Annotated in this window: 21 protein-coding genes; 4 read left to right on the top strand and 17 right to left on the bottom strand. The window is 63.0% G+C overall.

Going from position 1 to position 20,104, the window contains the following annotated elements:
• From IB243_RS17275 to IB243_RS17295, 5 genes are all read right to left on the bottom strand, one after another.
• Positions 1 to 652: electron transfer flavoprotein subunit beta/FixA family protein (locus IB243_RS17275; RefSeq protein WP_192428485.1), on the bottom strand; the 652-nt coding region annotated here is incomplete at its 3' end.
• Between the two features lie 28 nt (positions 653 to 680).
• Complete coding sequence (locus tag IB243_RS17280; RefSeq protein WP_192428486.1) at positions 681 to 1,670, bottom strand: tripartite tricarboxylate transporter substrate-binding protein; 990 nt, start codon at positions 1,668 to 1,670, stop codon at positions 681 to 683.
• A gap of 40 nt (positions 1,671 to 1,710) precedes the next feature.
• Positions 1,711 to 2,892 (bottom strand): CaiB/BaiF CoA-transferase family protein, encoded by a 1,182-nt coding sequence (locus IB243_RS17285; protein ID WP_192428487.1) that lies wholly within the window; start codon positions 2,890 to 2,892, stop codon positions 1,711 to 1,713.
• Between the two features lie 12 nt (positions 2,893 to 2,904).
• Positions 2,905 to 4,065: an acyl-CoA dehydrogenase family protein gene (locus tag IB243_RS17290; protein WP_192428488.1), complete on the bottom strand. Its 1,161-nt coding sequence runs from the start codon at positions 4,063 to 4,065 to the stop codon at positions 2,905 to 2,907.
• Positions 4,066 to 4,092: 27 nt separating this feature from the next.
• Positions 4,093 to 4,944 (bottom strand): MaoC family dehydratase N-terminal domain-containing protein, encoded by an 852-nt coding sequence (locus tag IB243_RS17295; RefSeq protein ID WP_192428489.1) that lies wholly within the window; start codon positions 4,942 to 4,944, stop codon positions 4,093 to 4,095.
• A gap of 177 nt (positions 4,945 to 5,121) precedes the next feature.
• Here IB243_RS17295 and IB243_RS17300 point away from each other — a divergent pair, with 177 nt between their 5' ends.
• Positions 5,122 to 6,060 (top strand): LysR substrate-binding domain-containing protein, encoded by a 939-nt coding sequence (locus IB243_RS17300; protein ID WP_192428490.1) that lies wholly within the window; start codon positions 5,122 to 5,124, stop codon positions 6,058 to 6,060.
• A gap of 132 nt (positions 6,061 to 6,192) precedes the next feature.
• On the opposite strand, the gene IB243_RS17305 is transcribed toward IB243_RS17300, so the two are convergent.
• The 5 genes from IB243_RS17305 to IB243_RS17325 form a co-directional block, all read right to left on the bottom strand.
• Positions 6,193 to 7,086 carry an amino acid ABC transporter substrate-binding protein gene (locus IB243_RS17305; protein WP_192428491.1) on the bottom strand — a complete coding sequence of 298 codons (894 nt, stop codon included), beginning with the start codon at positions 7,084 to 7,086 and terminating at the stop codon, positions 6,193 to 6,195.
• Between the two features lie 75 nt (positions 7,087 to 7,161).
• On the bottom strand, positions 7,162 to 8,640 hold the full coding sequence (locus IB243_RS17310; protein WP_192428492.1) for an aldehyde dehydrogenase: 1,479 nt from the start codon (positions 8,638 to 8,640) through the stop codon (positions 7,162 to 7,164).
• A gap of 16 nt (positions 8,641 to 8,656) precedes the next feature.
• Complete coding sequence (locus IB243_RS17315) at positions 8,657 to 9,628, bottom strand: tripartite tricarboxylate transporter substrate binding protein (RefSeq protein ID WP_192428493.1); 972 nt, start codon at positions 9,626 to 9,628, stop codon at positions 8,657 to 8,659.
• 69 nt (positions 9,629 to 9,697) lie between these two features.
• The gene (locus tag IB243_RS17320) at positions 9,698 to 10,294 is read right to left on the bottom strand and encodes a thiamine pyrophosphate-dependent enzyme (protein WP_192428494.1); all 597 of its coding nucleotides are present in this window, start codon (positions 10,292 to 10,294) and stop codon (positions 9,698 to 9,700) included.
• Positions 10,294 to 10,866 (bottom strand): phosphonopyruvate decarboxylase, encoded by a 573-nt coding sequence (locus IB243_RS17325; protein WP_370540353.1) that lies wholly within the window; start codon positions 10,864 to 10,866, stop codon positions 10,294 to 10,296. Before IB243_RS17325 ends, IB243_RS17320 begins: the two co-directional genes overlap by 1 nt.
• A 75-nt stretch (positions 10,867 to 10,941) precedes the next feature.
• Here IB243_RS17325 and IB243_RS17330 point away from each other — a divergent pair, with 75 nt between their 5' ends.
• Positions 10,942 to 11,874: a LysR family transcriptional regulator gene (locus IB243_RS17330; RefSeq protein WP_192428496.1), complete on the top strand. Its 933-nt coding sequence runs from the start codon at positions 10,942 to 10,944 to the stop codon at positions 11,872 to 11,874.
• Between the two features lie 70 nt (positions 11,875 to 11,944).
• Here the strand turns inward: IB243_RS17330 and IB243_RS17335 are convergent, their stop codons facing one another.
• The 3 genes from IB243_RS17335 to IB243_RS17345 are packed head-to-tail and all read right to left on the bottom strand — an operon-like array spanning position 11,945 to position 14,585.
• On the bottom strand, positions 11,945 to 12,619 hold the full coding sequence (locus tag IB243_RS17335; RefSeq protein WP_192428497.1) for an RraA family protein: 675 nt from the start codon (positions 12,617 to 12,619) through the stop codon (positions 11,945 to 11,947).
• Positions 12,620 to 12,649: 30 nt separating this feature from the next.
• A complete protein-coding gene (locus tag IB243_RS17340; protein WP_192428498.1) occupies positions 12,650 to 13,627 on the bottom strand; it encodes a tripartite tricarboxylate transporter substrate binding protein in 978 nt (325 codons plus the stop codon).
• Positions 13,628 to 13,670: 43 nt separating this feature from the next.
• The gene (locus tag IB243_RS17345; RefSeq protein WP_192428499.1) at positions 13,671 to 14,585 is read right to left on the bottom strand and encodes an NAD(P)-binding domain-containing protein; all 915 of its coding nucleotides are present in this window, start codon (positions 14,583 to 14,585) and stop codon (positions 13,671 to 13,673) included.
• A gap of 194 nt (positions 14,586 to 14,779) precedes the next feature.
• Between IB243_RS17345 and IB243_RS17350 the strand changes: the two genes are divergently transcribed.
• Positions 14,780 to 15,436: a GntR family transcriptional regulator gene (locus IB243_RS17350; protein ID WP_192428500.1), complete on the top strand. Its 657-nt coding sequence runs from the start codon at positions 14,780 to 14,782 to the stop codon at positions 15,434 to 15,436.
• Positions 15,437 to 15,533: 97 nt separating this feature from the next.
• Here IB243_RS17350 and IB243_RS17355 read toward each other — a convergent pair whose 3' ends face one another.
• From IB243_RS17355 to IB243_RS17365, 3 genes are read right to left on the bottom strand one after another with little or no spacing between them, the layout of a single operon-like run.
• A complete protein-coding gene (locus IB243_RS17355; protein WP_225585024.1) occupies positions 15,534 to 16,529 on the bottom strand; it encodes a tripartite tricarboxylate transporter substrate binding protein in 996 nt (331 codons plus the stop codon).
• 48 nt (positions 16,530 to 16,577) lie between these two features.
• On the bottom strand, positions 16,578 to 17,582 hold the full coding sequence (locus IB243_RS17360; RefSeq protein WP_192428502.1) for a phosphoglycerate dehydrogenase: 1,005 nt from the start codon (positions 17,580 to 17,582) through the stop codon (positions 16,578 to 16,580).
• A gap of 2 nt (positions 17,583 to 17,584) precedes the next feature.
• A complete protein-coding gene (locus IB243_RS17365; protein WP_225585025.1) occupies positions 17,585 to 18,289 on the bottom strand; it encodes an RraA family protein in 705 nt (234 codons plus the stop codon).
• Positions 18,290 to 18,431: 142 nt separating this feature from the next.
• On the opposite strand from IB243_RS17365, the gene IB243_RS17370 reads away from it, so the two are divergent.
• Positions 18,432 to 19,346 carry a LysR family transcriptional regulator gene (locus IB243_RS17370; RefSeq protein ID WP_192428504.1) on the top strand — a complete coding sequence of 305 codons (915 nt, stop codon included), beginning with the start codon at positions 18,432 to 18,434 and terminating at the stop codon, positions 19,344 to 19,346.
• On the opposite strand, the gene IB243_RS17375 is transcribed toward IB243_RS17370, so the two are convergent.
• Positions 19,343 to 20,071, bottom strand: coding sequence for an amino acid ABC transporter ATP-binding protein (locus tag IB243_RS17375; protein ID WP_192428790.1), 729 nt, complete (start codon positions 20,069 to 20,071; stop codon positions 19,343 to 19,345). The genes IB243_RS17370 and IB243_RS17375 overlap by 4 nt on opposite strands.
• Between the last annotated feature and the right edge of the window lie 33 nt (positions 20,072 to 20,104).

Raw genomic sequence — 20,104 nt, forward strand, 5'->3', positions numbered from 1 at the left:
GGGTCTTGAGGCGGGGAGCCACATCCACACCGAGGTCTTCGGGCTTGAAGGTGTCCAGCTGCTTCTTCTTGGCCTTCATGATGTTGGGCAAGGTGACGTAGCGGGGCTCGTTCAAGCGCAAGTCGGTGGTAATGACCGCAGGCAGGGTCAAGGCCAGGGTTTCCAGGCCGCCGTCCACTTCGCGGGTCACGTTGACCTTGTCGGCCGACAGTTCCACCTTGTTGGCGAACGTGGCCTGGGGCAGGTCGGCCAGAGCCGCCAGCATCTGGCCGGTCTGGTTGGCGTCGTCATCAATGGCTTGCTTGCCCAGGATCACAAGGCCGGGCTGCTCCTTGTCCACCAGGGCCTTCAGGATCTTGGCCACGGCGAGAGGCTGCAACTCGACGTCGGTTTCCACCAGGATGGCGCGGTCGGCGCCAATGGCCATGGCGGTGCGCAGGGTTTCCTGGCACTGGGCCACGCCACACGAGACAGCGATGACTTCGGTCACCAGGCCTTTTTCTTTCAGGCGCACGGCCTCTTCGACGGCGATTTCGTCAAAGGGGTTCATGCTCATCTTCACGTTGGCGATGTCCACACCCGTGTTGTCCGACTTGACTCGGACCTTCACGTTGTAGTCCACCACGCGCTTGACGCTTACCAGAATCTTCATTCCGCACTACTCTCTCAATGGTTGATATTCAGTCGGCAAACTGCCCGGCGGCCTTGATGACAGGGGCGTAACGCTGGGTCTCTTGGTCCAGCCAGGTTCTCAACCCCTCGGGGTTAAGTTTCTCTTCGCTGGGGATCACGGCACCGAGGTCGGTCAGACGTTGCACCACCGCAGGATCCTTGAGTGCCGTGCGTAGGGCGGCTCCGAATTTTTCGATGGCCTCCTTAGGCGTCCCCTTGGGCGCATAGATGCCATGCCACACGACGATCTGGAAACCCTTGAGCCCCTGCTCCTGCAGCGTGGGTGTCTCGGGCAGCGTCTTGAGCCGCGAAGGCGTGGTCACGCCATACAGCTTGACCGATCCCGCCTTGATGAATGGGGTGGTCGATGTGGTCTGGTCACACAGCAGATCCACCTGCCCGGCAAGCAGCGCATTCATGGCTGGCCCCGTTCCCTGGAAAGGCACCGTGGTCATTTCCACCCCCATGGCCTGGCGCAGCAACACCCCGCACAGGTGCGACACGGCGCCCAGGCCGGCGTGTGCGAGGTTGGTCTTGTCGCCCTGCGCCTTGGCCCAGGCCTGCAGTTCCTTGAAGTCCTTGGCAGGCAGGTCTTTGCGCCCGACCAGCGTCATGGGCACATCGACGACCTGGCTGACGTACTCGAAGTCGGCCAGCGGCTTGTAGCTCAGCTTGCGGTAAAGCGCGGGCGCCGTGGCCATGCCGTTGTGGTGGATGAGAAAGGTGTACCCGTCGGGTGTGGCCCGAGCCGTGTAGGTGGCGGAGATCGTCCCACCGGCACCGGTCTTGTTTTCGACCAGGACCGTCTGACCCAAGGTTTTTCCCATGGCGGCGGCCAGCAGGCGCGCGACCACATCGGTAGGCCCCCCTGCGGAGAACGGAACGACCAGGGTGATGGGCTTGACGGGGTAGGCCTGGGACCAGGCGGGCATCGCGCAGGCGAGGCTGGCGAGCACTGCGCCCGCGATGGCCGCAGTGCGTGGAATGTTGAAGTTCATGTGCTTGTCTCCTTGGGTTTTCTCGTGTCCGTCGAGCGGCTCAGATGGCGCCTTCCTGGCGCATGGTTTCAATGGCTTGTGCGGACCAGCCCAGGCCTGTCAGGATGTCCTGTGTGTGCTGACCAAGGCTGGGAACACCGCCCATGTGGGCCGTATACGCGTTGGTGCGCCCAGGGGGGAACAGTGCCGGGATCGGGCCGCCCGGTGCAGGTACCTCGGTCCACCGCTGGCGTGCCTGAAGTTGGGGATGTGCCCACACGTCGCGCATGTCATTGACGCGGGCATTGGCGATTTGCGCCTCGTCCAGCCGCTGAACGACCTGCTCGGCCGTCAAGGTCGAGAACGCCTGCAGGATCAACGCGCGCAAGGCATCGCGGTTCGCGACGCGGCGCGAGTTGGAGGAGAACAGCTCGGCCACCGCCAGGTCAGGTTGTTGCAGAACCACCTTGCAGAACACGGCCCATTCACGTTCGTTCTGCAGGCCCAGCATCACGGATGAACCATCCCCCGCAAGAAAAGGCCCGTATGGGTAGATGGTGGCGTGCGCGGCACCAGCGCGGGGCGGCGGCGCTGCGCCTTCAAAGGCGTAGTACATCGGGTAGCCCATCCACTCGACCATGCTCTCCAGCATGGAGACGTCGATGTGGCAGCCCTCGCCTGTCCTGCCCCGCTGGAGCAAGGCGGACAAGATGTTGGTGTAGGCGTACATGCCTGCCGCAATGTCGGCGATGGAGCAACCGGCCTTGGCCTGCTCATCCTGCGATCCTGTGACGGAGAGGAAGCCAGACTCGCTCTGGATCAACAGGTCGTAGGCCTTCTTGTCACGGTATGGTCCATCTTCGCCATACCCCGAAATGTCGCAGACGATCAGACGGGGATGCTTGTCCCGCAGCGCCTCGTAGGAAAGCCCCAGGCGGGCTGCCGCGCCGGGCGCCAGGTTCTGCACCAGCACATCCGCCTCTTGCAGCAGTTGGGCCAGCACCTTCTGCGCCTCGGGGTGCTTGACGTCGAGCGTCAGGCTCTCCTTGGAACGATTGGTCCAGACGAAATGCGAGGCCTGGCCGTTCACGCGCTCATCGTAGGCACGTGCGAAGTCACCCGTGCCCGGGCGCTCCACCTTGATGACCCGCGCGCCGAGGTCGGCCAGTTGGCGGGTACAGAACGGTGCAGCGATGGCGTGTTCCAGCGTGACGACCGTGATGCCGTCGAGGGGGCGTGTCATGGCATGCTCCTTTCAGAACGACCGCGGCAGGCCCAGCACGTGCTCGGCGATGTAGGCGTAGATCAGGTTCGTGGAGATCGGCGCCACCTGGTACAGGCGTGTCTCGCGGAACTTGCGCTCGACGTCGTATTCGTTGGCGAAGCCGAAGCCGCCGTGCGTCTGCAGGCAGACATTGGCCGCCTCCCACGACGCCTTGGCCGCGAGGTACTTGGCCATGTTGGCCTGGGCGCCGCAGTTCTCATGCGAATCGAAGCGCCGGGCAGCCTCGAAGCGCATCAGGTTGGCGGCCTCCACCTCGATGAAGGCGTCAGCGATCGGAAACTGCACACCCTGGTTCTTGCCGATGGGCCGGTCGAAGACCACGCGCTCGTTGGCGTACTTGCGGGCCCGCTCGATGAACCAGTAGCCATCGCCGATGCACTCCGCGGCGATCAGCGTGCGTTCCGCGTTGAGGCCGTCCAGGATGTACTTGAAGCCCTTGCCCTCTTCTCCGATCAGGTTCTCCTCCGGGATCTCCAGGTTCTCGAAGAACAGCTCATTGGTCTCGTGGTTCACCAGGTTGGGAATGGGGCGGACGGTGAGGCCCTTGCCGATGGCTTCGTGCAGGTCCACCATGAAGATCGACATGCCTTCGGACTTCTTCTTCACGTCAGCCAGCGGGGTGGTGCGCGCCAGCAGGATCATCAGGTCGGAGTGCTGCACGCGCGAGATCCAGACCTTCTGCCCGTTGACCACGTAGCGGCCGTCCTTCCTGACCGCCGTGGTCTTGATCTTGGTGGTGTCCGTGCCGGTGGTGGGCTCCGTCACGGCCATGGACTGGATGCGCAGCTTGCCCGCGGCGATGCCTGGCAGGTACTTTTCCTTTTGCGCCTTGCTGCCATTGCGCAGCAACGTCCCCATGTTGTACATCTGCCCATGCACCGCGCCCGCATTGCCGCCGGACCGGTTGATCTCTTCCATGATCACCGTGGCCGCCGTCAGGCCCAAGCCCGTGCCGCCATACTCCTCGGGGATCATCGCGGCCAGCCAGCCGGCCCCCATCAGGGCATCGACAAACTTCTCGGGGTAGGCCTTCTCTTCGTCCACCTTGCGGAAGTATTCATCGGGAAACTGCTTGCACAGCTGGCGTACGGCGTCGCGGATTTCCTGGAATTCGTCGGTTTCATTGAACATGGCGTGGGGACCTCTTTGTCAGTTTCATCAGGCCAGCGTCACGCTGGCATCCATGGCCAGGTGGCCCTCAGGTGTGCGCGCCCACAGCTTCACGCCGTTGCCGCCGTCACGGCGGCCACACACGGAGAACGGGGCGACATCGAAAAGCGGCTTGACCGCACGGAAGGAAAAACCGGTGACGCGGGCGTCGGGGAGTTCGCGGCGCAGCAGGTCCAGCAGCAGAGTGGCAATCAGCGGCCCGTGCACGATCAGGCCCGGGTAGCCCTCGACTTCCGTGACATACCGGCGGTCGTAATGGATCCGGTGTCCATTGAAGGTCAGGGCGGAGTAGCGGAAAAGCAGCACATCGTCTGGCACGATCTCGCGGATCCACTGAGCACCTTCGGGCGCGGCCACCGGTGCAGGTGAGGCTTCGCCGGGCTGCGGCATGTCGCGGTATACGATGTCATGGCGCTCCGAGATAGCAAGAACCCCGTCGGCGCGGATCTCATGGTCCACGTTCACGAACACGAGCGGGCCTGTGCGCCCCTCCTTCAGCCGCACATCAGCAATGCGCGAAGCGCGCACCAACGATTGCCCCACGCGGATCGGCGCATGGAACTGCAGTTGACTCCCGGCCCACATGCGGCGTGGCAGCGGCACGGGCGGCAGGAAGCCCCCGCGCCGAGGATGCCCATCAGGCCCGATATCGGACTGCCGTGGCGTCGGCAGAAAGTAGAGCCAGTGCCAGCAAGGAGGCAGCGCATCGTTGGGCCCTGCCGGCGCATCCTCACGGTCCAGCGTCGCGGTCAAGGCCTTCAAGGGCGCTTGCGATGCCAAGTCGGGCAAGGTATCCGTGCGCCCGATCCAGGTGCGCAGGTGTTCTATGTCAAGTGCCACTTGTTGTCTCCATTTCCTGGCGCCGGCTCGGCGGGGCCCAGCTCACATCGGTTGAAACTGCATGCGCCATGCGCATCCAGAACGAATTCTGGGGATATGCGATGTATCTGTAAAATACATATTCAAGATACACGCTATATGCCATTCAGATAGCACTTTTGTACACGGAGCCAGACCATGGAACTGCGACAACTCCGGTATTTCGTTGGCGTTAGCGAGGCCGGCAGCCTGCTGCAGGCGGCGGCTCGTCTGCACGTCGCCCAGCCAGCTCTGGGCCAACAGATCGCGGCCCTGGAACACGAACTGGGAGCACAACTGTTCGCCCGTTCAAGCCGAGGCATGGCGCTGACCGACGCAGGCAAACTGTTCCTCGCACACGCACGCATCGTGCTGGCCGACGCCGAGCGCGCCAAGCTGGCAGTCAGGGAGTCGGCCGCCGAACCCCATGGCGATGTTTCCATTGGCCTGCCCACGACGGTGGCGCTGGCAGCAACACTGCCCATCCTGAGCGCCTGCCGCGCGAGGCTTCCGAAAGTCCGGCTCAAGCTGGTGGAGGCCTACAGCGGCTTCCTACGCGAGTGGCTGCTCTCCGGCCGCCTCGATCTGGCATTGCTCTACGGACGGGCGCCGGACATCGGACTGGCCAAGCGTGCAATGGTGGACGACCAGCTGGTGTTCGTCACCTCGCCTGCCAACACCGGCATTCCCGACAAGCTAACACTTCAGGACCTGGCACTCTGGCCCCTGGTCCTGCCAGGACAGGAGCACGGGCTGCGCCGCATGATCGACGAAGCCTGTGCGCCCCACCGGTTGCAGCTCGACGTGATCGCGGAGATCGAGTCGCTCGGAAGCGTGAAGCGGGCGGCCGAAGCGGGACTCGGCAGCACCATTCTTCCGCTCGGGTCGGTCGCGCAGGAAGTGGAGGCCGGGCGTCTGCGCACTGCCGTGATCGACAGCCCCAGCATGTCGCGCCGGGTGGTCTGTGCAACGAACGTGGCCCGGCCGCAACCCGTGGCGGTCGCGGCCGTGATGGAGCTTGTCTTCGACGTGCTGCGGGACATGGCGGGCACCGGCTGTTGGCCGGTTCGCTGGGTCGGCGACGACGCTCCAACGTGACTGCAGCTGCTACTGGCCAATAGGCGCCCGAGTCTCTGCCACAGAGTCCCCCAGAACGAGGGGCGGCGTAGAACATCCCAGCGGGATAAACCCCTGAAGCTTGCTCTTCTGTGTCATAACGAATGCCTGGGCCTACTGCGCCGGCTTCTTGTTGGGGCTCCGAAACGCCTCGCGAACCGCATCCGTCATCGGAAAGTTCAGGTTCACGCCTGTGGGAGCAATGGACTGCGTGAACCAACGCGCGTAGATCTTATCGATCTCCCCGGACTTCATCACCTGCGTGAGCGTGCCATCCACCAAGGCAGCGAACTGCGGATCATCCTTGCGGTACATGAAGCCATACGGCTCGTCGCGCATGCGCTCACCCAGGATCTTGTATTCGCTAGGCTGACTTGCGCGTGCAATCAGGCCTGCCAGTTGAACATCTTCCAGGATCATGGCAGATGCGCGCCCTGAAGAAAGCATGAGGAAGGTCTCGGCACTATCCTTGCCGGACACCTCGCTGAACTCCACCTTTTCGTTCCGACGATAGGCCCGCATGACCTGGATCGACGTACTGCCGGAGACCGTTGCAATGGCTTTCCCATCAAGATCTGCAAGGCTGTTGATTCCAGAATTGCTCTTAACAGCAGCAGCGATGCTTCCTACAAAGTGCGTGGGAGCAAACTGCACTAGCTGCGCACGGGCCGCAGTGTTAGTGGTCGTACTGCACTCCAGGTCAATCGTTCCATTCTGAACCAATGGAATTCGGTTCAACGGGGTGACAATGGTGTACTGCACCTTTAGGTCCGGCATCTGCAGCTTTGCCTTGACCGCATCAACGACCTTCATGCACAAATCGGCCGAGAATCCGACCGGCGCACTGTCCGCGCTGGTCTTGTAGGAGAAGGGAAAAGAGCCATCCCGCCCTCCAAGCTGAATGGTGCCGCTCGACTTGATCTTCTGCAGTGTGTCGCTTAGCTGCGCCTGTGCGGTGACGTGCAAGACAGCCAGTGCAACTGCGGCGGCAAGTGTGGTGGTTTTCATGGGTCTTCTCTTTTAGGTTGGCGGGTTGAAAGAGGGGTAGCGCGAGACGAATATCGTGCGACCTGCACTTCTTAGCTATCGCATCACGAAAGGATTACCGGTGACTGCACCGCTGTTGATCCACACGCACTTGGCCTGCAGATACTCACGGATGGCATCGATACCGTTCTCCCGCCCCAGTCCGGAGTCCTTGTAGCCGCCAAATGGCGCCATGAAGCTCACAGCCCGGTAGGTATTGATCCAGACGGTGCCGGCACGCAGTTGCTCAGACATGCGGATGGCGCGGCCAATGTCGCTTGTCCACACAGCCGCGGCCAAACCAAAGCGCACATCATTGGCAATGCGCAGCGCGTCGGCTTCGTCCTTGAAGCGGATCACGGACAGGACGGGTCCGAACACCTCTTCCTGCGCGATGCGCATGTCGTTCTTCACATTGGTGAAGATGGTGGGCTCGACAAACCACCCATCGCCACACTCAGGTCGGCTGCCTTTGGATCCACCCAGCACTGCGGTCGCGCCTTCATTGCGCGCGATGTCGATGTATTCGAGTACCTTCTGGTACTGCGGCGGTGTCGTCACCGGGCCGACCTGTGTCTCGGGGCTCATGGGATCGCCCATCCGTGCAGCCCGCGCAACGGCCAGCAGGCGTTCGACAAAGGCGTCGTGGATGCTCTCCTGCACCAGCAGACGCGAGCCCGCGATGCAGGTCTGCCCTGTGGCAGCAAAGATCCCGGAAATCGCCCCAAAGGCCGCCTGCTCCAGATCGGCATCCTCGAACACGACGTTGGGCGACTTGCCTCCCAGTTCCATCGCGGTATGCTTGAGGTGCCGTCCCGCAGCCTCGTTGATGCGCCGGCCTGTCGCGTCAGAGCCAGTGAAGCTGATCTTGCTCACCAGCGGGTGTTCGACCAATGGAGTTCCCACCTCCGGGCCGAAACCCGTCACCACATTGAACACACCAGGAGGAAACCCCGCTTCCTCAAACAGGTCCGCCAACTCCAGCGTGGATGCCGAGGTGAACTCCGAAGGCTTGGCGACCACGGTGCAGCCCGCTGCCAAAGCAGGAGCGATCTTCCAGCTGAGCAGCATCAGTGGTGAGTTCCAAGGCGTGATGGCGGCAACCACACCCACGGGCTCATTGCGCGTGTAGGCGAAGTAGCCCTTCTTGTCCAGCGGAATAGTCGTTCCTTGCACCTTGTCGGCCAGCCCACCGTAGTAGTAGAACCATTGGGGGATGTAGTTGAGCTGGCTTTGCATCTCGGCGAACAGCTTGCCGTTGTCGCGCACCTCGATGGTGGCAAGCTTAGTTGCATCGCGAGCGATCAGATCACCCAGACGGCGCAGCAAGGCACCCCGCTGGGTCGCAGTCAGTTCGGCCCACGGTCCGGCAGTCAATGCCCTGTGAGCGGCCTTGACCGCCAAGTCCACGTCCTTGGCGTTGCCCTTCGGTACTTCCGCCCACGCCTGGGCGGTGTAGGGATTCTGGGTTTCAAACCACGTGCGCGAGTCAGGATCAGGCTTCTGCCCATCGATGCGGAGTTGGTAGCGTTTCATGCATTCTTTCCAGTGGTCATTCCACCTTTGCACCGCTGAGCTTGACCAGCCCGCGGTAGCGTTCTAGTTCTGCGTTCCAGAAGACCTGGAAATCTGCTGGAGACTGGGTTTTCACCTCAAAGCCGAGTTCCTGCAGCCGCTTGTTGGCGTCGATCTTCTTGAGACCGTCTACCAGCGCTGCGTGCACTCTTTCAGCGACCGCAGGGGGAGTCCCTTTAGGCGCGGCCAAGCCGAACCATGTCGTGAGATTCACCGCCGGCCAACCGAGCTCCTTGAAGGTTGGCACCTCTGGCAATGCCGCCGTGCGTTGGTCGCCCGTCGTGGCGAGAGCTCTGGCCTTGCCACCCTTGACCATTCCCACCGGGTTGTTGTCGAACATGAAGTCGATTTGGCCGCCGAGCAAGTCGATGGTCGCAGGTGTATTGCCTTTGTAGGGAACATGCATCGCCTGGAACCCAAAGGTCGAGGCGAAGAGCGCGGCCGACAGATGCCCTGAATTGCCGTTGCCGCCAGAACCGTAGGTCAGTTGCCCCGGCTTCGCCTTGGCTGCGTCCACGATGTCCTTGACGGATTTGTAGGGTGACGTCGCCGACACGATCAGTACGCTGGGTGCTACCGCTGCCAACGAGATTGGAACGAAATCATTCACCGGGTGGAAAGGCAGTTTGGTGAACAAGCTGGGCCCGGCCGAGTTGGTCGTGCTGGTGGCAAGAAGAAGTGTTCGGCCGTCCGGTGCGGCGCGCAGCGCATTGGCAGTGCCAATGTTGCCTGAAGCACCCGCCACGTTCTCCACATATACGTTTTGCCCCAAACCTGCAGACAATGCCAGGGCAATCTGCCGCCCCAGCGCATCTGCCGATCCGCCGGGCGGCCACGGTACGACCAGCTTAATTGCCTGGTCGGCTGCAGTGGATTGCGCCATGGCCGCAAACGGCAGACCCATGGCAAGGATGAGCGCGCTCAGAGCGCCTCGGCGGGTGTATGGCATCGCTTGTCTCCTGGTCGGCACCTCGTGGGATGCCAGTTGTGGTTGCGACATGTACTTGGGTGGCGCTGTTTAAAACGGCTTTAGGCCCAGTGCTGCGCGAAAGCGGTTCTTGATGAATGGTCCATCGCGGGGCGGCAATGCGCGCGGCGGCTCATTGGCGTCAATGAAGACCTGGGCAAACACCAAGCCACTGCGGGAATTGATCCGTGCAGCGATTTCCTCGGCACTGCCAACACTGCTGGTCGAGAAGGAATCGGCAATGCCAAAACCCTTTGCCACGGCAACGAGATCGGTCCCCAGGCTAGAGTGACTTCGTTGCATGCCGGTCTCGCCAAAGTGGCCGTTGTCGAGCACCACAAGGGTGAGGTTTTTCGGCCGCTTGACCGCGACCGTTGCCAAGCTGCCGATGCCCATAAGCTGTTCACCATCGCCCGTGATGACGACGACGGGTTTGTCCGGCTGCGCCAGCGCAAGCCCCAGGCCAATGGACGTCGATCCGCCCATCGCGCCCCACAGGTAGTAGTTTTTGTCTCGATCGCCACTTGCAAAGACGTCGTAAGCGGCCGATCCGAGGCCCGTCACAATCAGCGCTTCAGGTGCGGAGGCGATCAGCTTGGCCACGAATTCGCGCCGATCGGCGCTGGGCTTGGTTGTAGTCTGGTTCATCACTTACGCTCCCACTTCTTGCGACCGATAAGGTTTTGGCCCAAAAGCACGGCAACCTTCTCACCGGCCTCAAACGCTGCGTCGAAACCGGCACTCACGATTTCCTCGACTTCGTCGGGATGCGACACCCGTAGCACGTGAATTCCCATCAACTCCAAAGCCGCCTGTGTCGCCTTGCCCATCGGGCCTTGCCAGGGGTTGAACTCTGCGTACTCGCCACGCATGGTGACAATCGTGAAGAAGGGGAAGTCGCCCGCCTGCAACAGCGAGAACATGTTCACGCAGTTGCCAACGCCGCTGCTCTGCATGAGCAAAACGGCGCGCTGTCCGCCAAGCCACGCACCACACGCGACCGCGACCCCCTCTTCTTCGGTGGTCAGAACCACATCTTGAATCTCTGGATCGGCGATGGCGCTGCGAATCACATGTGAATGCCCGGCATCGGGAACGTAGGCAATCTGATTGACGCCTCCTTCCTTCAGCACCTTGAATATGGCCTCCTGCCAGGCAGGAGCCGCGGTAGTGGGATTGCTCATCGAATACTTAGTTGAGTTGAAAGTCGAAGGAATCATAAAATCTGATTACTGACTAAGTGAAATAGATATTTCGCATTCCACAATCAAGAACCCTGATCGGGGTATCAACCAATGGACTTCAAGCAACTCAGGGCATTTCTGACGGTCGCCGAGACTGGCAACGTGACACGAGCAGCGGATGTTCTGCATCTCGTTCAGCCTGCGGTATCGAGACAAGTTCGCTTGTTGGAAGAGGACGTTGGTGTGCAGCTGTTTGAACGCGAGCGCCACGGGATGGTGCTTACGGAGGCAGGCCAAACCCTTGCGGCGTACGCCAGAAGAGCAATGCTTGAACTAGATCGGGCGCGAGCAGAGATGAGCAGCGCGGGCTCCGGCATCAGCGGACTCGTGACCTTGGGATTGCTGCCCAGCACGATTGACATCGTCTCAAGCGCCCTACTCTCAGCAATCAACCATTCCTACCCGGACGTGAGAGTTCGCATTGCCATGGGTTACGCAGGGACCTTGGCACGGTGGCTAGAGACTGGCGAAATTGACGCAGCCCTGCTGTATGGCGCCGAAAGATCAAGCGAGATACAGGTGACGCCCCTCGTCGAAGAAGCGCTTTGGGTGATAGGCCTACCTGACGCGGGTTTGGTGCCCGAGAGTCCGGTCAAGCTTGCTTCGTTGGAGACTCAAAAATTGATTCTTCCCAGCGCACCGCATGGAATTCGATCGTTAGTTGAGCATGCCTGTGCGGTCGCACATGTAACGCTCAATCTTTCAGCTGAAACGAATGCACTGAGTGTTCAGCGAAGTCTTGTTCTTGGGGGGCATGGCCTGACGATACTGCCCCCCATTGCCGTGGCCGAAGACTTGCGAACAAATCTACTGTCAGGTGCACCTCTGGGTGACCCGGAAATCACTCGCACGATCGTGCTGGGTCTTCCGGACAATCGCCCGACCGCACGCCATGTCCGGTGTGCAGTGGACCTTTTGATCGGGGTTGTGCAAGAGAGAATCGAGGCCGGAGCATGGCCGCAAGGACGGTGGCTACGCCACTAGATCCATAAGGGGGCAAGCGCCTACCCGCATCCCAGCGCACAGCCTCTAAGGCTACTCCGCCAACTGATAGTTACGCTTCGATGGAACAGCTTACCCGTTTCAGAGCCACGTCAATCCAAGCGTTGTCCTGCGTGCCATCGCGGATCTCGGCCACCATCACGGCCTCAATGTCTTGCTTCTTGTGGGCGGCTGACAGCAGTTGTTCGGCCTGGTCATAGGGCACGCACAGCAAACCGTCGTCGTCACCAATGACCAGGTCGCCGGGTTCGATGACCATGCCGTCGATGGCGATGGGCACATTGATCTCGCCGGGGCCGTCCTTGTAAGGGCCGCGGTGGGTGACGCCGGCGGCGAACACCGGAAAGCTGTCCTTGCGGATCACGGCGCTGTCGCGGATGGCGCCATTGATGACGATGCCGCCAAAGCCCTTGAGCTTGGCTTCGCCCACCATGATCTCGCCAATGAGGGCGTTGGTGAGGTCGCCGCCCGCATCCACCACGATCACGTCGCCGGGCTGCGCGAGTTTCAGCGCCTTGTGGATCAGCAGGTTGTCACCCGGGCGGGTCTTGATGGTGAAGGCCGGCCCGGCCATGGCGGTGCCGTCGTGCATGGGCCGCAGGCGGGCACCGCCTGCGGTCATGCGCGACATGCAGTCGCTGACGTTGGCCACGGGCACATCGAGGAATTGCCGAGCCAGCGCGAGGCTGACGGCACGTTGTCGTTGGAGAATTTGGCAACCGATCATGGTGGTTCTCACTTGGCAGATAGATAGGGGTCAGTCGAGCGTGGTGCCCGAGCTTTTGACGATGGGGGCCAGGCGCGCACGGTCACTGGCGTAGAGCTTGGCCATGTCCTCTGGCGTGCCGGTGATGAGCTCGGCACCGGAGTCGGCGATCTTCTTGGCCGTGTCCGGCGCGTTGACCACCTTGTTGATGGCCTCGTTGAGCTGCCTGACGACGGCGTCGGACGTGCCGGCGGGCGCCATCACACCCCACACGCTGGCCAGCTCCACGCCCTTGATGCCAGACTCGGGATAGGTGGGCACGCTGGGCAGCAGGTGGGAGCGGCGCGCCGTGGTCACCCCCAGGGCGCGCACCTTGCCCGACTGGATGTGCGACAGCAGCGTGGGGATGGAGCCCATGTACATGTCGATGCGCCCGCCCAGCAGGTCAGGCATGGCCTGCGCCATGCCGCGGAACGGCACGTGCGTGAACTTCACGTTGGAGCTTTTCTGCCAGGCCTCGCTGATGATGTGCGAGATGGTGCCCGTGCCCGGCGTGGCAAAGCTCAGGCGCCCGGGGTCCTTCTTCGCGGCCTGGATGATGTCGTCCAGCGTCTTGTAGGGCGAATCGGCATTCACCACCAGCACGGCCGGACCGGCTGCCACCAGGGCCACGGCGCGCAGGTCCTTGTCGGGGTTGTACGTGAGCTTTGAGTACAGCAGCGGATTGAGCACGACGTTGTCGGTCTGCGCCATCACCAGGGTCAGGCCGTCGGCGGGGGCCTTGGCCGTCTGGTCCAGCGCCAGGTTGCCGCCGGCACCGGGCTTGTTCTCCACCACGATGGACCAGCCGTACGCGTCAGTCAGCTTGGTGCCCACCAGCCGCGCGAGGTTGTCGGTGCCGCCGCCCGCAGGGAAGGGCACGAGGACCTTGATGGGCCGTTGCGGGTAGTTGCCCTGGGCATGGGCCGGTGCGGCCGCAGCCAGGGCCAGCAGGCAGCCAAGTGCCAGGGTGCGTCGTGTCAAAGTCATTGAGGTGTCTCCTAGGGTGGTTTCGGGTGGCGCTGCGCGCGGATCAGGGGCGGCTGGCGAGTACGTGAGTGCCGAGCCAGGCGATGGCTTCGTCGGTGGTTGTGCCGGTGAAGGGCTGCGTGGCTTGCGCCTGCGCCGTGGCGGAAAAAAGTGCCTCGACCGCGGGCGACACCATCGGCGCCAGACCGTTGCGAAGCATCTGCTGCTGGGCCTCGGCCACCTCGTTGCGGCGGCGCACCGAATGCGGAATGTGCGTGCGCACCATGGATTCCATCAAGGTGCGCAAGGGGGTCTCGTCGATGTCCTGCAGCACGGCATACAGCGGCTCGCGCAGGCCCATCTGCTCTGCCGTCACCAGGCACTCCACGGCCAGGGCCTCCATGCCCTTGGTATAGATGCTGCGCAGGAGCTTGAGCGCGGCGGCGTCGCCCGGCTGGGTACCTACCACGCGGACCGAGCCGCCGAAGGGCAAGAACAATTCCTGTACAAAACCGGCCTTGCTGCCGGCCACGAGCAGCGGCGTCTTCCTGCCGCCCAGGTTCACGGCGCCGGTGATGGCCACGTCCACGAAGTGCACCACCCTGCCCTCCCTGCCCTCCCTGCCCTCCCTGCCCTCCCTGCCCTCTACACCGCGCTGTGCCAGCTCGCCACATGCGCGCATCTCCTGCGGATCGGCGGTGGTCATGTCCACATACACCGCGCCTTCTTTCAGGTGCGGCAGGCTGGCCTCGAACAGGCTGCGCGCCACGGTGCCGAACACCGCACTCACCACCACATCGGCCCCCGCCAGCCAGGCACCGGGCGCGGTGTGCACCTGCCCGCCGGCTGTTTGCACCGCCTGCACCACCGCCGCACTCGGCTGCAGGTCGCACAGGCCGACCAGGCTGTGCCCCTGTTCGAGCAAGGCCTGCATGTAGCAGGCGCCGACCGTTCCACCACCCAGGATTGCGAATTGCATAAAAGTACAAATTTAAAACATTGATGGCAGTTTACGAATCCAAATCGGCAATCAATCACAGGGATTTCCCGTACCTCAATGCAAATTTGCACTTTATTTGTATTTTTTACAACCGCCAACCAAGGCAACCCACTCCCAGTGGCTGTCCTCTAGAATCATCACACCCATCCACACCCCACCCTGGTGCAAAAACAGTGCAAAACGTGAAAGACAAGGCGTACGAGGTGCTGCGCCAGCGGCTCATCGGCGGCCACTACCGCCCAGGCGAGCAGCTCAAGGAGGAGCCCATCGCGCGCGACCTGGGCCTGAGCCGCACCCCGGTGCGCAATGCGCTGCACCGTCTGGTGGAAGACGGCCTGGCCACGGACGGCGCGGGCCAGGGCATCCGCGTGTCGGAGTGGAGTGATTGGGATGTGGAGGAGACCTTCCAGCTGCGCATGCTGCTGGAGCCATATGCCTCGTTCCTCGCGGCCACGCGCGGCGGCGAGGGGCTGGCCGATGAGCTGGAGGCCAGCAACCTGCGCATGGAGGCCGGTATTGCCGCCGGGCCCGAGGGCATTGCCGAGGTGCAGTCGGCCAACCGGGATTTCCACCACGCGCTGATCGAGGCCACGGGCTCGCCGCGCCTCAAAACCATGCTGGCGACCATGATCGACATGCCGATCATCAAGCGCTCGTTCTACATCTACACGCCCGAGGAACTGGTGCAGAGCGTGCACCACCACCGCGACCTGGTGATTGCGGTGCGCGCCCGGGATGGCGAACTGGCGCGCCAGGTGATGCAGCTGCACCTGCGCATGTCATACCACCGGTTCATGAAGCACCGGGGGGAATACCGGCATGAAGCCTGAACCAGGCCACCTTGCCTGCTGTGGCGGTAGGGCCCAGCAGGACAGGCAGCGAGAACGGAATGCGCAGTGACCGCCAGGCCGGCGCCTGGCCCAGCGCTCACTCCGCCTTGATGTTGGCGGCCTGAACCACGGCCGCCCACTTCTCGATCTCGGATCTCTGGAAAGCGGCAAACTCATCGGGCGCGATGCCCGAGCCGGTCATGCCCATCTGCTCAAGCCGATGCTGCACCTCGGGAGTGCGAAGTATGGCTGCGATTTCCTTATGCAAGCGCTGCAGCACCGGCTTGGGGGTTCCTGCAGGAGCAAATACGCCATGCCAGGCCATGACCTCAAAGCCAGGCACCCCCGCCTCATCCATCGTGGGCACATCGGGCAACTGAGGCAGGCGCTTCTTCGAGGTGACAGCCAGCGCACGCAGCTTGCCGCCGTGGATCTGAGAGTAGACCGAAGGCCCCTCGAACATCATGCTGATATGCCCCGCCATCACATCCGTGATGGCCGAACCCCGCACGTTGGGGATGTGGATCATCTTGATGCGCGCAGCGTTCTGGAACAGCTCGCCCGACATGTGCTGCGTTCCGCCAATGCCTGGCGATCCGAACGACAGCGTTCCGGGATTGGCCTTGGCGGCAGCGATCACATCCGCCACCGTCTTGTAAGGGCTTGAAGCGGGCACCACCAGCACGTTGTAATTGGCGCCAATCATGGTTACAGGCGCGAAGTCCTTGAGAACGTCGAAGGGGGTCTTCTTGTTGATCAGCGGCGCAATGGCATGCGATGCGATGCTGCCACCGATCAGGGTGTAGCCATCCGGCGGCGACTTGATCACAAAGGAGCTTGCGATGATGCCTGAGCCCCCAGGCTTGTTCTCGACCACCACTGGGACCTTGAGCGCTGCGCTCAAGGGCTGCCCGATCAACCGCGCCAATACGTCCGAATTGCCGCCAGGGCCAGTCACCGCGACCCACGTGATGGGCTTGGTAGGCCAAGCATCAGTCTGTGCCTGAGCGTGGCCCGGTGCGCACAGCACCGCCGCGCACGCCGCAGCAAAGGTCGCGGAAATAATCCGCCGAGAGGAAAGAAATTTCGCCATGGATTTGTCTCCGATGATTGTGGTTTTGGTGAGGAAAGGGTGGAACGATCAGGCGGCCAGCGGCATCCGCCCGTCAGCCACGATGCATTGCGGCGGCACTGCGTTTCCCTGCAGCGCTGCCAGCACACACTGCGCCGCGAGCAGGTTGGAGCGCGCCAAGCCCTCGCGGCTGGAGCCGGCCGCATGCGGCGTGCACAGCACCTGCGGCAACGCCAGGAGCCGATCGGTCACTGCTTGCAGGCTCGCATCGCGTTCCGAGCCGAGCACATCGAGCCCTGCTCCACCGAGGTGGCCTGACTCCAGCGCGGCAAGCAGCGCAGCGTCATCAACCAGCTCGCCCCGCGCGGTGTTGACCAAGATCGCGCCGCGCTTCATTTGCCCGAACGCCTGCGAACCGAGCAAGTGGCGCGTGCCCTCGCTCAATGGAGCGTGCAGACTCAGGTAGTCGCTCTGTGCCAGCACCTGCTCCAGCGGGGCGTACTCCACGCCCGCAGCAGCCGCGTAGACCGGGTCCTGCACCACGTCGTACGCCAGCACGCGCACCTCGAAGCCCTGCAGCCGCTGCACAATCTGCCGCGCAATGCGACCCAGGCCAACCAGGCCCACGGTCTTGCGATACAGCTCGGTGCCCACTAGCACAGTGCGGTTGCCGTCGCGCATGCGCTGGTGCGACTCGGCCAGGCGCTTGCCGACCCCCAGCATCAGCCCCAGGGCATGGTCGGCCACCGAAGGCTCATTGCCGCCTGGGGTATTCGTTAGCAGGCGGCCAAGCTCCCGCACGGCCATGGTGTCCACCGTGTCGAAGCCGACACCGCGCCGCGTCACCACCTGCAGTTGCGGATAGCGCTGCAGCACCTCGCGCGTTACCGGTGCGATGCCCACGATCCACGCGCGGGCGGTCAACAGCGCCTGGTGCATGGCGGGTGTGATCGTGGAGTCCACGCCATCGTGGGGCACATCGGCGTGTGACACCTGGCAACCCTGTTCCAGCAGCACGCGCCGGGCCTCTCCGTCGAAGAACCGTGCGGTCACCAGCACGTCAGCACGGGCCATCGTCACAGCGCCTCCCCGGGAGCCAGCACGCCCAGCGACCGCAGGCTGTCGGCCACCCAGCCATTGCGGGGGTCGCCCTGGCGCAGCGATGCGAGGAAGGACTGCTCGAAATCCAGCTTGGCCTGCGCCGCGTTGACGACCTGCAGCGCCTGCTCGCGAGGGAGCACCACCACGCCATCTCCATCGCCCACCACCAGGTCGCCTGGATGCACGGTGGTTCCGCCCACCGACACCGGCCAGTTCACCCGGCCCGGCAGGCCCTTGGTGGGTCCGTTGGGGTTGGCGCCGGCGGCGAACACGGGGAAGCCACTTTCGCAGATCTCCTCGGTGTCGCGCACCGCCGCGTCGATCACAAAGCCGCCCAGATGCGCAGCCTTGGCTTGGCTCACCATCAAAAACCCTGTCAGTGCGCAGCTCAGGTCGCCTTTGCCGTCCACCACGATCACGTCGCCAGGCTGCGCCTGGGCAAGGGCAGCGTGCATCATCAGGTTGTCGCCCGGACGCACCTCCACGGTGAAGGCCGGTCCGGCGATGCGCATGGATTTTTGCAGTCCCTGTATGCGGCCATGCATGGTGCCGCGTCGGCCCGCCACGTCCGCGAGTATGGACGCCGCATAGCCTGAGGCGCGAGCCACCAGCTCGGCCGGAACCCGTTCGAAATCGGTGCGGATGGCGATCGGTCCCCGGGTCATTTCACTACCTTTCATATCGGTCTCGTTGCAAACCACCAGATACGCTGGATGGCAAAGGCGCCCAGTCTAGGATTGCGAACCTATTTCGAAAAGCGATAAAAATGCGGTATCAACCAGGAGCATTAGGAATACATTCAGATACCGCACAAGGAGCGCCGTGAACCCCACCCTCAAACAGTTGGAGGCCTTCCACTGGGCCGTACGCCTTGGTAGTTTCCAGGCCGCCGCGATCCGCTTGCACACCACGCAATCGGCCATCTCCAAGCGCATCGCGGAGCTCGAGGCGATCTTCGACGAAAAGCTTTTCGACCGCAGCCGGCGCAGGCCGCAGGCCACGCCCAAGGGCCATGTGCTGGCCCGATCGGCAGAAGAGATGCTGGCACTCAACCAGAAGATGCTGGCCAGCAAGGATGGGCTAGCAGGCTACCAGGGCGTTTTTCGCTTCGGTGCCACCGAACTCATTGGCCAGACCTGGCTTCCACGCCTGGTGCACCGCATCAAGGACGCCTATCCGGCGGTGGACATTGAACTCGACGTGGACCTGGGGGGCACATTGTTCGAGCGACTGGCACGCGGCCTGATTGATCTGGCGTTGATCCCCGGCCCGCTGTGGGGCAAGCAGTTCGACGCCTTGCCCCTTAAGAGCCTGGAGTGCAGCTGGATGGCCAGCCCCGCGCTAGGTGTGCCGCGGCGGGTGCTCAGTGCGGAGGAGCTATCGGGCTATCCAGTGCTCAGCAAGTCCACGCAATCGGGAATCACGCAGTTGTACAGCACCTGGTTTCAGCAGAACGGTTTCGTGGGGCAGCGCACCGTGATGACCAACAGCTTCGCGGCCCTGGGCGAATTGACCATGGCGGGGCTGGGCATCAGCCAATTGCCCAACCAGTACTACCGAGAGCAGGTGCGCCAGGGCCGCCTAGTGCGCATACGCAGCTCACCCGCGCTGCCGCATGTGAAATACTTTGCGGTGTACCGGAAAGAGTCGGCAGGAACCCTCGCCGAGCGCATCGGGCGGCTGGCACAATCGGCATGCGACTTTCGGCACCCGATGGAATACGGGGGGCAGGCCTAGTGCGAGCGCAAGTCGGACAGGAACTTGCGGGCCCGGTCGCTGCGCGGCTGACCAAAGAACTCTTGCGGCGTGCCACTTTCCACCAGCGTGCCTGCGTCCATGAACCAGACCCGGTCGGCCACCTCGCGGGCAAAACCCATTTCGTGGGTCACGCACATCATCGTCATGCCCTCGCGCGCCAGGCTTTTCATGACCTGCAGCACCTCGCCCACCATCTCGGGGTCCAGCGCGCTGGTGGGCTCGTCGAACAGCATGGCGGGCGGTTCCATGGCCAGCGCACGGGCAATGGCCACGCGCTGTTGCTGGCCGCCCGAGAGCTGGCCGGGAAAGCTGTCGGCCTTGGCCGCCAGGCCCACGCGGTCGAGCAAGGCCAGCGCACGCTCCTTCGCCTGGCTGCGCGACAGCCGCCGCACACTCATGGGCGCGAGCATGATGTTGTCGGCCACGGACAGGTGGGGAAACAGGTTAAAGCTCTGGAACACAAAACCCACGCGGCTGCGGAACTGGTTCAGGTTCAAGCCAGGGGAATGGATGTCCTGGCCATCGAACTCAATGCGCCCTTGCTGGATGTCCTCAAGCCGGTTCACGGTACGGATCAGCGTGGACTTTCCCGACCCGGACGGCCCGCACACCACCACCACTTCACCGCGCCCGACCTGCGCGGCGATGCCGTTCAACGCATGGTAGTCGCCATACCATTTGTTCACGTTCTGGAAATCGATCATGGGCTGCGCGCAGGCGCTGCCACGGGTTGCCGG

The organism is Acidovorax sp. ACV01, assembly GCF_014851495.1.
Lineage (GTDB): Bacteria > Pseudomonadota > Gammaproteobacteria > Burkholderiales > Burkholderiaceae_C > Acidovorax > Acidovorax radicis.